At 46.1% G+C, this 14,500-nt stretch carries 12 protein-coding genes and 1 tRNA gene; 7 read left to right on the top strand and 6 right to left on the bottom strand.

The features are described 5' to 3' along the window. Positions 1 to 1,338 carry a sigma-54-dependent transcriptional regulator gene (locus FW767_RS08070; protein ID WP_068960676.1) on the bottom strand — a complete coding sequence of 446 codons (1,338 nt, stop codon included), beginning with the start codon at positions 1,336 to 1,338 and terminating at the stop codon, positions 1 to 3. Positions 1,339 to 1,640: 302 nt separating this feature from the next. On the opposite strand from FW767_RS08070, the gene FW767_RS08065 reads away from it, so the two are divergent. From FW767_RS08065 to FW767_RS08045, 5 genes are all read left to right on the top strand, one after another. After that, on the top strand, positions 1,641 to 2,237 hold the full coding sequence (locus tag FW767_RS08065; protein WP_068960675.1) for a hypothetical protein: 597 nt from the start codon (positions 1,641 to 1,643) through the stop codon (positions 2,235 to 2,237). A gap of 179 nt (positions 2,238 to 2,416) precedes the next feature. Then, the gene (locus FW767_RS08060) at positions 2,417 to 2,785 is read left to right on the top strand and encodes a hypothetical protein (RefSeq protein ID WP_016411857.1); all 369 of its coding nucleotides are present in this window, start codon (positions 2,417 to 2,419) and stop codon (positions 2,783 to 2,785) included. A 45-nt stretch (positions 2,786 to 2,830) separates the two neighbouring features. Beyond that, complete coding sequence (locus FW767_RS08055; protein ID WP_205523868.1) at positions 2,831 to 4,279, top strand: DUF4099 domain-containing protein; 1,449 nt, start codon at positions 2,831 to 2,833, stop codon at positions 4,277 to 4,279. A gap of 193 nt (positions 4,280 to 4,472) precedes the next feature. Next, positions 4,473 to 6,431, top strand: a complete 1,959-nt coding sequence (locus FW767_RS08050) for a DNA topoisomerase (RefSeq protein ID WP_205523867.1) — start codon at positions 4,473 to 4,475, stop codon at positions 6,429 to 6,431. A 414-nt stretch (positions 6,432 to 6,845) separates the two neighbouring features. Continuing rightward, the gene (locus tag FW767_RS08045) at positions 6,846 to 7,136 is read left to right on the top strand and encodes a helix-turn-helix domain-containing protein (RefSeq protein ID WP_068960671.1); all 291 of its coding nucleotides are present in this window, start codon (positions 6,846 to 6,848) and stop codon (positions 7,134 to 7,136) included. Between the two features lie 58 nt (positions 7,137 to 7,194). On the opposite strand, the gene FW767_RS08040 is transcribed toward FW767_RS08045, so the two are convergent. The 3 genes from FW767_RS08040 to FW767_RS08030 form a co-directional block, all read right to left on the bottom strand. After that, positions 7,195 to 8,433 (bottom strand): site-specific integrase, encoded by a 1,239-nt coding sequence (locus FW767_RS08040; protein WP_068960670.1) that lies wholly within the window; start codon positions 8,431 to 8,433, stop codon positions 7,195 to 7,197. Positions 8,434 to 8,932: 499 nt separating this feature from the next. Next, positions 8,933 to 9,005, bottom strand: a tRNA-Lys gene (locus FW767_RS08035). Between the two features lie 375 nt (positions 9,006 to 9,380). Then, a complete protein-coding gene (locus FW767_RS08030) occupies positions 9,381 to 10,295 on the bottom strand; it encodes a helix-turn-helix domain-containing protein (protein WP_121699528.1) in 915 nt (304 codons plus the stop codon). A gap of 203 nt (positions 10,296 to 10,498) precedes the next feature. Here FW767_RS08030 and FW767_RS08025 point away from each other — a divergent pair, with 203 nt between their 5' ends. After that, complete coding sequence (locus tag FW767_RS08025) at positions 10,499 to 11,506, top strand: alpha/beta hydrolase (RefSeq protein WP_235898089.1); 1,008 nt, start codon at positions 10,499 to 10,501, stop codon at positions 11,504 to 11,506. Between the two features lie 53 nt (positions 11,507 to 11,559). Further along, the gene (locus tag FW767_RS08020) at positions 11,560 to 12,324 is read left to right on the top strand and encodes a carboxymuconolactone decarboxylase family protein (protein ID WP_369864030.1); all 765 of its coding nucleotides are present in this window, start codon (positions 11,560 to 11,562) and stop codon (positions 12,322 to 12,324) included. Positions 12,325 to 12,413: 89 nt separating this feature from the next. Here the strand turns inward: FW767_RS08020 and FW767_RS08015 are convergent, their stop codons facing one another. Together FW767_RS08015 and FW767_RS08010 are read right to left on the bottom strand one after the other, a co-directional pair. After that, entirely contained in the window at positions 12,414 to 13,676 is a 1,263-nt protein-coding gene (locus FW767_RS08015) for a multidrug effflux MFS transporter (RefSeq protein WP_121699531.1), read from the bottom strand. 70 nt (positions 13,677 to 13,746) lie between these two features. Beyond that, on the bottom strand, positions 13,747 to 14,364 hold the full coding sequence (locus tag FW767_RS08010) for a helix-turn-helix domain-containing protein (RefSeq protein ID WP_147438778.1): 618 nt from the start codon (positions 14,362 to 14,364) through the stop codon (positions 13,747 to 13,749). Positions 14,365 to 14,500 lie beyond the last annotated feature (136 nt).

The raw sequence follows: 14,500 nt of genomic DNA, 5'->3' as shown, positions 1-14,500 counted from the left end.
TTATCTATAATCCTTTGAAATACCTTCTGCCTTCATCCACGCATATAGAGTTGTACGATTGATTTCGAGCAGTTTAGCCGCCTGTGCTTTATTTCCCTTCGTGTGCTGTAAGGCTTTGGTGACACGATACCTTCGGGAGTGATGGCTGACTTCTTTTTCTGTCTCATACAATGTAATATCATCCTTGCCAATGGTGTCGCCTCTGTATTCAGAACATGCACGGACAATAGTGCTGTATAATTCGCGGACATTGCTGACCCAGATGTGATTATTCAATTTGTTGATAGCCCCTTTTGTCAAACGGGGGACACTTAATCCATTTTCGGCGCAATACTGTTTTATGAAGCATTCTGCAAGTGGAATCACATCATCAAGACAATCTGATAGGGGTGGAACTCGCAATACATTACTATGTATGCAATGATATAATGCTTCCGAAAATTCACCGGCTCTTACTTTTTCAGCGAGATCAACATTTGTCGAGAATATTATACGACCTGAGAATTTTACCTCTTTCGTGAGGTTCTGCGGTGTGAAAACGCCTCGTTGGATAACAGTTGCAAGAACTTCCTGAACATGGATAGGAAGGTGGCATACCTCATGGATAAACAGCGTTCCTCTGTTGGCCTGAGCCAATAACCCTTGTTGGTTGCGGTAGAGAGGATGCTTGATACCTAATTCTTTTCCACGGAATATATCCATTGTTTCCGCTGCGCTCATGTAATGGGCACATTCCGCAACGATGAATGGTTCAGAACGACGAGGGCTGTTATCGTGTATGAGTCTTGCTATGGCACTTTTGCCTACGCCATGAGGCCCGGCAAGCAGTAATGTGGCATCTGAACTACATTCAGCAATGATTCTCTTGGAGCATCCCTGAAATCCTCCGCTTTTACGCTCAAACCATCTTTTCCCGTTCTTATGCAACTCTTCGATAGCAAGTGTGAGCTTGTCTATTACAAGCGAGTCGAAATAGAAAAGATGGTCTGCACCGAGCTTATACACCTTATTATATAGCTCGACACATTGATTTTTTGCGATTCCAACTTTCTTGATACCTAAAATAGTATCATTTGTCCATTCCAATAGTTTCATTCCATCGCAATCTTTGTCTGCGACTGCCACAACAAGCATACTGAAATCATTTCTTTCGAGTATCCTTTTTGCATCGCTGACACTATTGGTAGTCTGTACTTTTGTCCCCGTTTTGGAAAATACCTCTTCCAGCTTCTTGCCATCCTCTATCCGGGAACTATAGATGAGAAGGCGCCGACTACTCGGTGGATCATTGTCTATATTCATAAGACTATTTTGGGTTGTGATTAGAAATTCATCCATAATAACAAATGTATATAGGGTATTTGTTCGCAAATAATCATTGCAAAGTTACTAAATTTCATCCAATTTTAAGTCATGTTGCTTAGATAAATACATACTTAATCGCAGTCATAAAATGTTGAATATACAACACAGTGTATAACAAAAACAACACTTTTAACAATTTAATAAAAGACATATAGACTCATATTTACGCAGTTAATATATTGGATAATAAGCAACTAAAAATAAATTCAATTTCACGGCGAACCATTTTCAATAAAACGAATTAAGGATTGGCGTAACACAAAACGACAAATGATATGGAAATATTTACCCTCCTGAACGCCAAGTTCTTTCTCCAGTTGGAAGATGGCGATGAAGACAACATCAAGGCACACTATTCAGATATGAGAGCCGAACTTGTGGAATATGCTCACAGCAACACCCATTGGCGAGTAATACACACGGGGTTGTCAATATTCATTTCCGAAGTGGCTGAAATACTTGGCTATGCTAAGGGCTTGTTGAGCCGTTATGCAAAGCGTATCCTTGAAATAGCCAAATGTCTGCTCAATCAGATTGAGATGGCTGTATCAGCGAAAATAGCATTAGACCCTGTCACTGAAAATAAAGAAGTGCAGGAAACTACGGCAGAAGTTACTTTTACAGGCAATTATGCAGACTTCTGTGAACTCATACACCTTATAATTGCTTGCAAACTCATCAACGGCGGAAGTAAAGCGACACAGCAGCATATTAAAAAAGGTCTCCATTCCCTTTTTGGTCTGGAATTCGACCCGAAGAAATACCAAAATGCAAGAGACGGAATAAAACGCCGTTGTCCGGCCAAAGGTAGCCGCGTTACTTACTTCCTCGACAGCATGGTGGATGTAGTAAATGCCGAGCTTGCAGCATGATAGTATGCTTAGACGCTGATACTTGCTTATGGTTTTGAGTGTAATGAGAGAAATATATATCTGAATTTCAGTAAAGATAAGACATTTGAAACAATAAAACATCAGCACTTATCCGATGCTTACAATGCCCGAGAAAAGCCGCAGTAACTTTGCATCGTAAAACTTAAACAACACCCGATATGAATACTTCACCACCTCCTCAATATCCGGAGTCCGAACCATTCAAGAAATGGATCATGGACGCAGTAGGAACAATGGTATTTCTTCTCGGCTCAATGACAGAGTCTTTGAAAGAAATAGCCGAAAAGTCCGGTAAAGCCAAGCTGAAATACAAAGGCAAAGAGATAATAATGCTTGAAGACCTCGCCATAGGTCTCAACAAAAGTCCGAGGACATTCCGGCGACTTCGTGCTGAGAAGAAAATCAGTTATTGGTCAAGCAAAGACGGACACACTGTCTTTGTAACACAAGACCAGTTCGATGATTACATCACCAACAATTTTGTTCCCAACGAAATTGAAGATGAATCAACCGCACCCCAGAGATAATTATCGCGCCGCAAGTCCGGCGTAATGTTTAACCAAATAATTTTAATGGAACAAAACAAAGAACAGCAACAATCTGAAGTGCTGATTGCCCGCAACAACGAAACAGGGCAGGTCGGCGCAGTCGTGGGACAGAATCCCGACGGCACCCCGAAAATGGCGGATGTAAAATCCGCGAAGCTCAGTGACCTTGTGAAATTTTCCAAAGGTCAGAATCCCCTCGAAGCCTTCATGTCGAACTTCATCCGACAGGCAAAGAACCCTTCGCTATTCGGTTTCTTCAAGATTCCTGAAACTGAATTCGACAAAATCGGCCCGGCAATGTCCGATATGCTCCAAGACCCTGTGGCTAACGCCGACCTCCTTAAACCATTTGAGGTTGACACCAAATCAATGGCAAAGGAACAGACGGTTACTGAACAGCATGACCAGACTCCGGCAAAGGAGACTTCGACCGCAATCAAGATGGCACCGGTTGACCCCAACAAAGTTGACTGGGACACCATCGAAAAACAATGGGGCATCAAGAGAGATGACCTCGAAAAATCCGGAGCAATGCAGCAGATGGTATATAACCACAAGTCTCCGCAGCTTTTTACCGTGAGACCGGAAATCGGCGGCGAGAAATTCGAGGCACAGGCCCGGCTCTCGTTCAAGTCCAATCCTGACGGCAGTTTTACCCTCACGCCTCATTTCGTGAAGCACGAGCCTCAGCTCGACAAAGCCTATAAAGGCTATACCTTCACGGACGAGGACAAGGCTCAGCTCCGCAAGACAGGAAATCTGGGCAGACCTGTTGACCTCACCGACCCGAAAACCGGGGAGGTCAAGAAGTCGCTCGTCAGCATCGACCGTCTCACCAATGAGATTGAAAGTATCCCCATGGATAAAATCTACATCAAGAACAAGGTCGCCAACATCGAACTTGACATGAAGCAGATCGGCATCCTCAAAGACGGAGGCATAATCAGAGAGCAGCATATCGAACTGCCCAACGGACGGAAGTTTACCGCCGACCTTCAGTACAATGCCGACAAGCGCGATGTGGTTTTCGTCAACTCGGAACAATACCGCCAGAAGCGGGAGCAATCTCAGGAACAGGGTGGACAGCAGTACAACTCATGGCTCGACAAGGAGGGCAACATCAAGAACCTCACCAAATGGAAAGGTGTGCCGCTCTCCGAAACCGCCCAAGCTGACTATCGTGCCGGCAAACAGATTATGGTAGGAGAAATCCCTGACCGAAACGGGAATCCCTGCACGGTCTATCTCCAGTTTGACCCTGAAAAGCAGCGTCCGAAGCAGACCTATGTCTATCCCGACAAAGAGAAGGTTGTCGGCATAGCCAGCGAGAGCAAGACGCAATATGCTGTCAACAATGAGGGTAAGACCAACGAACCCACAAAAGGGGTTAAGGAACCGCTCCAGAGGGGGCAGACCGAACCCAAAAACGAAGAGCAGAAGAAACAGCAAAAGCCAAAAGGCCCCAAACTCTGACCTTCAACCACTTTATCCGCAAGCTCTGGATTGAGCAGACCGCCATTCCCTCGCGTGCGCAAGCGATGATATGGCAATCCTTCCGCCGACATGGGGAGGTCGCGAACTCCCCGTGTCATTCTCTCCAAACCTCCCGGCTGAGAGTGTCAGCCTTCAACAAACCCAATTTACAAACTCTAAAAAATTTTCAGACATGAAAGTCATAATTACCGAGGCCGCTCCCGTGGCTTCAGCCATCGCCCGCGCCCTTAACGTAACCACCAATGTAGCCGTCCCCGGCGTAATCTACAACAATGACATCGCTGTCATCACCGTCACTCCTGACTTCATCCGTCCCTTCGGACTCGGAGTGCTTCCCGGCAAGGACGCCCTCCCCATCGTGCCGGAACGCTACACCTACGGTATCCGCCATACTCCCAATGAGAACGGACGTTACGGAATCTCGACCGAGGACAAGACCTACGCCGACTATATCGGCAAACTTATCCGTGGCGGCGATGAGGTAATTTTCGCTTCCGACGGCGGAGCCGATGCTCAGGGACGTTTCGCCAACATCTGCCGTTTCTTCAAGGTCGGCGCACCCACAAGCCGTATGTTCCTGACCCGTCTGGAGCGCAAGGCAATCAAGTCGGCTTTCAAGACCCGCCAGTGGGGACGGAAATTCCATAATCTCTCCCAGACGGGACTGGTGGGCATGGCGATGGACGAGGCTTTCGAGTACAATGTTTCAGAAGCCTATCGCACTCTGTTCAAGGAAATGAAGTCGCCTATCTGCCGTCAGGATGTGCTTGTACTTGCCGCCGTCAAGAACTATCTTGAATCTGACGCAGAAGCCCGTGGCCAACACGTTTCCGTCACCACCCATTCCGTTATGGTGAGCGGCGTGGTTCTCGGCAAGGATGTCAAATTCTATCCCTGCTCGACATTCTCCACCAAAGATGAGGCAGCGGAAGCATACAAGACTCTTTCTGTTCCGGCGACAGTCGAGGCTTCCGATGTTATGCTCGACACCGAGATGAGTCCGGCTCCGGCACTCTTCACTCTCGCCACGCTCCAGAGCGAGGCATGGGAAAAACTTAACCTCAATTTCTCAACCACCCGCGACATCGCCGTCAGCCTCTATGAGCGTGGTTTTATCTCGTCGCCCCTGACATCATGCGCAAAACTGCCCGAATCGTTGCGCGATGAACTCCGCCGCTACAAATGGTGCAGGAAGTATCCCTTTGCCGCTGACGGTACAATCTCCGGCAATCATGGCATCATCATCTCTGGCAACAAGCCTCTGTTCCTCGACAGTGATGAACTGCGTGTATATGACCTTATCCGTTCTCGCTTCTATGCCAACCTTGCCGGCCCTACCGCAGTGAACGAGCTGGTTATCGAGGTGGAAATCAACGGCGAACCGTTCTATGGAACTATCCCTTACACTCCCGACATCAAGGTGCCGAAAGTCGTGGAAGTGAAACTCACCGGTAAATCCCAGTTCTCCCACACCTCAGTGGCTCCCACCGCGCCCAAGATGAACGACCTTCTCTGCGCCATCTCAATGTTGCTCCGTTCACTGTCGGACAAATACAATCCCGGTATGCCTTTCACATTGGCACACCATGATGTGGCGGACGCATTCGACCGTCTCCGCGACAACCGCCTTCTTCTGGACGTATGCGGTGAACCGGCAATCACCGGCGAGGGAAATCTCCTGCTTGAAACCTTCAACGCAACTTATGCCCTCGGTCACCTTATGGCATATCAGGTAGAGGTTGAACGGCTCTACGGCGACCGCAAGAACAGTGTCGGCGGAGCGCAGCTCATGAATGAGTATGGCAAATGGATCTATAACAAGACCGAACAGCTCATCACCGACCACCGTCTGTTCCCGGCTAAGGTAGATATCCATGTCTGCCCGATATGCGGCCGACACTCGGTCATCCGCTATCCCCGCGTTGCGAAATGCCATGTCTGCGGATTCACCATGCCTTTGCAGTTCATGGGCCACAAGTTCACCGACAAGGAGGTCGCCAGCCTTCTGACCCACGGCTACACATCGCAGATAATGTTCACCAACCGTCACGGCCATGAGTTCTACGACATCGTTGTGCGCGGCAAGGGCAAAGGGCTGTCATTCGCCCCGATTGAAGCCAAATTATACTGAAAATAACCGCCGTTTGAAAATAATTCACTAAATTCGCAATCGAATCGCAGTCTATGTAACATACGACTTGCGGATTTAGTGGTTGAAGGCGGAGGGGACTCCGCCTTCTTTTTTCACTCGGTCACAATTGAAACCGCTAAACATTGGAATACGTAAGAATCGACAAAGAGGCACTTGATGCAATGTTCGAGATAATGGAGTATCAGTCCCTTTTGATTGCGGCGATGTATGAGAAGTGCCGCTCAATCCAATCCGGCAAATGGATTCCAACTGAGACCGTCGCGGAACTGCTATGTGTTTCAACCCGGAAAGTGAGAACTATGAAAACGCTCGGACAACTCGGCTACGTCAAACATGGACGGAAATGTTTTTACAAGTCAGAGGACGTATATTCAAAAATAAACAAAGGCAAGAGTGAAAGAAATATATGACAAAGAACATGACGTTATAAGAAAATTCCTCTCGATGGGAAGGCGAAATATTGAGATGCTGGAGGAAATAGCATTGGAATATAAACCATTCCTGATGGGCAAACGCTTTATGACCGATGCCCAATTATCGGAAAGACTTGGCATTTCGCGCCGAACATTGCAGGACTTCCGCGACAGAGGCATTATTCCGTTCTATCGTCTTGACGGAAAGATACTTTATGAAGAAAAGGATATAGCGGAATACTTGTCCTCAATCTACATACCCAAATATTAAAAGGGAGAGTTACCGAATCGACCGGTAGCTCTCCCTTTTCAGTTATCTGATATTGATGTCATCTGTTAATGCTCAGTCTGTCAAATCGGTTGCGCATGGTCTGCATATCCTCATAGACGGTCTGGTCTTGAATCTTTGCGTAGATTTGCGTTGTCTTGATGTCGCTGTGTCCGAGCATCTTCTGGATTGATTCGAGAGGGACATGGTTGTTGAGCGACAGAGACGCGAAAGTGTGTCGCGCGATATGGGTGGTCAGAGGCTTGGTTATCTTTGCGAGATCCGCAATCTCTTTGAGATAAGCGTTCATTTTCTGATTGGAACATACGGGAAGTACTACTCCTGTAGATACTGCAACGGGATGGTTGACATATTTGTCGGTTATCTGACGCGGTACCTCCAACATCGGTATGATACTCAACTCGCCGGTTTTCTCGCGGGACTTGCGTATCCACATATTGCCGTCGCGGTCTTTCTCTATGTCGCTCCATTGAAGCGATTTTATATCGCAGAATGCAAGGCCGGTGAAGCAGCAGAACACGAATGTGTCCCTGACAAGTTCCAGACGCGGCATCATGGAGAAGTCGAGTTTGAGAATCTCCATAATCTCAGCCTCAGTCAGAAATTGGCGTTTCGCCTGAGTGCGGTGGAACTTCCTGCCGATGAACGGGTCTTCTGTTATCCACTTATGCGCGATGGCATACTGGATAGTGTTCTTGAGATAGCGGAGGTACTTCACAGCCGTGTTGTTGGCGCAGTTCTTGCTGACACGCAGAAAATGCTCGAAATCATCTATCATTCCTGCCGTGACATCCCTTACCGGAATATCATCGACATTCATAGTCAGACGCAGGAACTCACCGAGGTATGTTACGCAACGTTCCCAGCGCAGATAGGTTGCATTGACCATATCGCCACGTTCCATTTCCTCTTTTCTCTTTACGTTGGATTCAGTGAAAATCTCACATAGCATCTTAGGCTTCTCAACTTTGCCGAGAAACAGGTCGCGCATAACAATAGGGTTGACGAGTTTCTTCTCACGGACGAGATTGGTATGTATCTCACAAAATCTGGCCCGTATCTCATCGAGGTACTTGTTCAGCTCCAGATCGCGCCGGGAGCGACCTTTCGAGAGCTTGCGTTTCTGGTCCCAGTTCTCAGGATTGACCGAGCGGCCTATGGCGAGGTCAGTCTGCTGACCTGCCACTGAAATTCTGACATACACCTTGTGGTCGGTGTAGCCTTCCGACCTTGGCTTCCTTGTGAAGAAGGTCAGGGTGAAATAAGGGTTGTTTGTCATGTTACTTACGGGTTTAATGGTTACTTAAAGATACTCATTTTTAACCCGGATTCCAAATGCGCTTCGGAACATGATACTCCGGAGATGGCGTAACCGTGTACATCCGGCCGATTTTTCAGCGAGATTTAACATTGTACACGAATTTCACACGGCAGAATGGGGAAGACCACAGCAGGGACGACAGACAAAATCATCGGACAAGACTAAATCTTAAATAAAGTTAAAATTCGCCATGTCACACCCGAATTGTGGGTCGAGGGTCGCGTTCCCGCCCGCAGAACCCCACTTTTTCAAAGTTGAATTTCTGCAAATGTGCAGTCCTCAACCTGTTGCGGGCCTTTCCGTGTAACCGTGTACATTTTTGTACACGAAACACGATGTACACGTTTTGTACACGCCTGTAGGTAATATTCTGCGTTATCCTGCAATTTCACCAAAAAGAAAAGCACTGAAAATCAACTGATTTCAGTGCTTTGCGGTGTTCTTCCGAACCCTTTCGTGATCCGCCTGGGGCTCGAACCCAGGACCCCAACATTAAAAGTGTTGTGCTCTACCAACTGAGCTAGCGAATCGTTATTTGTTAAAAGCGATGCAAAGTTAAGGAGTTTTTTTGAATATTGCAAATTTTTTGAGACGAATTTCAGCGCAGATAACTCCCAAAGGTCACAACTAATTAATTAAGTGCGGATTAGCAGATTTCGCCAGCGAGTGAAACATTAGCGAAAATACTACAGAAAAATCAATGTATAGAGTCGGCTCCCCAGTTTTCACAAAAGTTTCTGTTCAGTTTCAGATTTGTTTTTCGGATAAAGCACAATTTAATATACCTGATGTCAGATCTTTTTTTGAGTATATTGCCTATTCCACAGGCATACAATGTAAGTAATGTTACAACCTCTCAATTAATGGCGATATAAGTCGTCATATCCCCTAAATGTCTCATACGTTTAGTTATTGGTATAAAATTCATTTCTGAATACAATCGGGCTTTTACCTGTGACTCGCTTGAATAGCCGTGTGAAATGTTGGGGATACTGAAATCCGAGGTCATATGCTATAACGCTGATGTCGGCATCGGTAGAAGCCAGACGCCGCTTGGCTTCATTGATGATATAAAGTTTTATGATGTCTTGCGGGGAGCTTCCTGTTTCCCGTTTTATAAGGTCACCGAAATATCCCGGTGTAAGGTTTGCTTTATCTGCAAAGTATGAAACTTTAGGTACTTCATTCAAGGTTGCACCGGCGGAATAAATCCTTGACAACTCTTTCTCAAAAGCTGCAACGACAGATGAGTTCACTTTATGGCGCGTTATAAACTGACGATCATAAAACCGGCTCATATACTCAAGAAGAAGCTGAATGTTGGCTGAAATCAGATCAGCGGAATGGTTGTCAACAGGATGTTCCAATTCCAGACTTATTTTTGCAAGACAGTCCAAAAACAACTTCCGTTCAGCTTCCGACAGATGGAGAGCCTCCCTTTGAGAATAACTGAAGAAACCGAAACTGCCGATTTTTGATGCAAGAGGTGTTCCGCATATCAAATCAGGGTGAAACATCAGTCCCACAACATCAAGAGCCGTCGGTTCTCCCGTGCTGTCAACATCAATTACCTGCCCCGGATAAAAACTTACAATAGTGCCCTCCTGATAATCATAGTACTCGCGGCCATATTTCAGAGTGCAATTCACCCCGTTTTTAAGAAACAGAGCATACACGCCATAATTTATCCTCATGCGGTCGATCTTTTTAGTGGCTTTTTTAAGATCTATGACCGTGACAAGCGGATGAAGCGTCGTCAGCCCATACAGTTTATTATATGCGTCGATTGAATCGAGTTTTATTGTTGTGTCTGTTTGCATGCCGCAAAATTAGTCATTATATTTCAGGTTTTTATCATCTTCTTCAAATATGGTAAGTTCTACCATAATTGTGGTAAGCCCAATTAACGGGTACTACCTAATTTTGCACTGACAAATAAAGAATTGCTTTTAAGTACATGAATAAAACAGTTATAACAACAGCCATGCTTGTGACATCGCTCATGACTCTAAATTCTCAAAATATGAACAATGCCAATACAAACACTTCCAAGGCTACTTTGGAACATCAGGAGTTGACTCAGGAATGGGACAAGACATTCCCCAAGAGCGACAAGGTGGAGCATTACAAGGTGACGTTCGTCAACCGTTATGGCGTCACGCTTGCAGCCGACATGTATAAACCCAAAGATGCCGAGGGCAAACTGCCGGCAATAGCCATCAGCGGGCCTTTCGGAGCAGTGAAAGAACAATCGAGCGGGCTGTATGCACAGCAACTTGCCGAGCGAGGATTCCTTACCATCGCCTTCGACCCCTCGTTCACCGGTGAGAGCGGAGGTATGCCCCGTCGCGTGGCCTCGCCCGACATCAATACCGAGGATTTCTCAGCTGCCGTTGATTTTCTGTCGGTTCAGTCCGACGTGGATGCCGACCGCATCGGCATACTCGGTATTTGCGGTTTCGGCGGTTTAGCCATAAATGCTGTCGCCAACGACCCACGCATCAAAGCTACCGTCGCCTCTACTATGTACGACATCAGCCGTTGCACATCCAATGGTTATTTCGATGCCAACGACAATCCGGACGCCCGCTATAAGATGCTTGAAGCTATGACCTCACAGCGCACCGAGGATTATCGTAACGGTTCTTATAAACGAGCCGGCGGAGTGGTCGATCCGCTTCCCGCAGATGCCCCGCAGTTTGTAAAAGACTATTATGCCTACTATAAGACGCCACGCGGATTCCACTCCCGGTCGGGCAACTCTACCGACGGCTGGAACTTCACATCCAACCTGCCTTTCATCAATTTCCCGCTTCTGAGCCGCGCATCAGAGATACGCAACGCAGTGATGGTCGTACATGGCGAGAAGGCCCATTCACGCTATTTTGGCGAAGATGCTTTCAAAAAGCTGCATGGCGACAACAAAGAGCTTCTTATCGTTGCAGACGCCAATCATTGTGACCTATACGACAATCTTGACAAAATACCGTTTGATAAAATAGCGGCATTCTTCAATAAAAATATGAAATGATGACCAATAGGATAATCTCAATAATATTATTCAGTTTTTTAATGACTAACATTATGGCTCAGCAAAAAATCGTACAGACCGCCGGACATCAGCAGCTCGGCGATTTTGCCCCGGAGTTCGCTCACCTTAACGATGACATCCTTTTCGGCGAAGTATGGAGCCGCAACGACCTCCTTTCGCTGCGCGACCGCAGCCTTGTGACAATAACATCGCTCATATCCATGGGCATAACCGACAACTCGTTGAAATACCATCTTGCGACAGCGAAGCAAAACGGGATCAGCCGCACAGAGATAGCCGAGATTATCACCCATATAGCCTTTTATGCAGGATGGCCGAAAGCATGGGCCGCCTTTAATCTTGCCAAGGAAGTGTGGAACGATGACAAGAATGGCGATGACGCCAAATCTGCCTTTGCTCGTACTATGATTTTTCCTATAGGTGAGCCCAATACTGCTTATGCAAAGTATTTCACAGGCAACAGTTATATTGCCCCGATATCCACACAGCATATACCCTTCTTTAATGTCACCTTCGAGCCGGGCTGCCGCAACAACTGGCATATACATCACGCCACAACCGGCGGAGGCCAGATGCTTGTCGGAGTTGGCGGACGAGGCTGGTATCAGGAAGAAGGAAAACCGGCACAGGAGATACTGCCGGGCACCGTCATTCACATTCCTGCAAACGTAAAACACTGGCACGGAGCCGCAACTGACAGTTGGTTTTCACATCTTGCATTTGAGTTGCCGGGCGAGAACAACTCAACTGAATGGCTTGAACCGGTAACTGACAACGAATACAACAACCTAAAATAGCGGATGTATTCATATATAAACAGACAAAGGCAGGAATACTTGCCCTTGTCTGTTTAATAGCCTGCTGAAAAAGCTTATTTAGACAGAACTTATTGGTTAAGGTCTGATTTTAGACAGTACGTCCACACAGAAAATACGATGACAAACAGAAGCAGCACAAGAAAAACAATTGCAGTACTGTGGAGGATATTTCCGATTCCCACGAGCGGAGCTACAATAGCACCGACAAGATAACCGGCGACACCAAGTAAAGCCGAGGCTTCTCCTGCCTGAGTACGTCCTTCATTCATGGCAAGAGCATTTGTGACACTGAAAATCATGCCTCCGGCAAACAGCATCGTAACCGAACAAATCTCAAACAGTAGAAAACTGTGTATGTGCCATAGCGCATAGGCCCCTACCCCAATTGACGGCAATAGTATGGCAGAAGCCATAACGACCGCATTTTTAAACGGATTAAACCGTAACGACAGCATTGACCCCGCCGCCAAAGCCAAAGAGTTCAATCCGATTATGACACCATACATGGTTTGTGAGAATCCGTAATGAACCTCCAAGATGAACGGCGCAGCCGATATATAGCTGAAAAGCAAACCCAATGCACAACCCTTCAGGCTTATGTGTACCATAAATTGAGTATTCTTCATCAACTTTATATAACCGGGCAAGGTCCTGTACCACGGCAATGAGGTTCGGTCCTGCCTATAAAGAGACTCCTTGAGTTTAGGAGAGATGCAAAGCACCAAAAAAGCAAAAGCGGCGAGAACGATGAATACAGCCTTCCATCCGCCATAATCCGCTATAACACCGCCGAGTACAGGCGACGAAGCCGGTGCCAGACCGTTGACCGCTCCGATAAGGGCCATCAATTTGGCCAACTCCCGTCCTTGATATATGTCGGCGGGAATAGTACGAGCCAGAAAATAACCTCCCGCCGCTCCCGCACCCTGAACAAACCTACATAACAGAAATACAGTCATGTTGGGCGAGAAAATCGAAACCACCGCCCCCACAATAAAGACTATAAGCGAAACCGCCAATACAATCTTGCGCCCGTAATGATCAGAAATCGGCCCCATCAACAACTGGCCTATACCGAGGCCTATCATACCGAATGTAAGACTAAGCTGCGCCTGCGATGCCGAACAATGGAAATATCGTGCCATCTCAGGAAGTGAAGGTGTGTACATGTCGTTGACAAACGACCCCAAGGCACTGAGAAGTACCAGATACAGTACCAAAAAACAATAATACTTTTTATCGGTCTGTGCCGGTCGCAATGGAGGTTCCTGCTGTGACGATTGAGAAGTTTCCGGTTGCTGCGGTTGTTTTTCTATATGATGATTATCCATATTCCACCTTTTTCGATTAAAACACTCCTGCCTCTCAATGGGTTTAAACTTCTCTATTATAAAGCGGCTTCTACTCCTTATTTATAGCCATCCTATACTGTTTGGGGCTGTTGCCTACTTGTTTTCTGAAATATTTTCCAAAAGATGATTGTGTAGGGAAATTCAATCTATAAGAAATCTCCTGAATCGTTAGATTAGTATAGTTAAGCATCAATTTGGCTTCCAAAACCACATACTCGTTAAGCCATTCCAAAGCATTTCTTCCACTGAAAATTTTAACCATATGCGACATATATTTGGGTGTGATCGCCATTTTATCCGCATAAAATTTCAAACAACGTTCTTTTGTATGGTATATATCAAGCAGATATATGAACCGGTCGAATATATTTTGCGCGCGAGGCTCATTAATCGAATTTTCAGCTCTATCTTCCGCACAATACTCCTGATGTAAGGATATTATTGTATATGAGACCGCAAGTACAAGCCCTTTTACTACATACAGATTATTTTTCCGAAGATACTTCTGTAATAATGTAAAATATGGCTTTAACTCGATTATTTCCTCATATGGCAAATGTATTACAGCATTATGCCTGACATTCATATACGTATCTGCCCTGAGTTTTAATTCTATCTGTAATTCGTCAAGATAATCAGAAGATAACAACAAAGCGTATCCTTCCACATTTTCAGCATGTAGAGTCAACAAGCAAGTGCAAAATTAAGTCAATAGTTTGAAGAACTCAATACGAGGCGCTGAGAAACCTAATTTTTCTCGCGGTCTTCTGTTGATTTTTGCTTGTATTCTGTCAAGTTCTGCC

The organism is Heminiphilus faecis (assembly GCF_008728965.1).
Taxonomy (GTDB): domain Bacteria; phylum Bacteroidota; class Bacteroidia; order Bacteroidales; family Muribaculaceae; genus Muribaculum; species Muribaculum faecis.
This window is presented reverse-complemented; position numbering and strand designations above follow the sequence as displayed.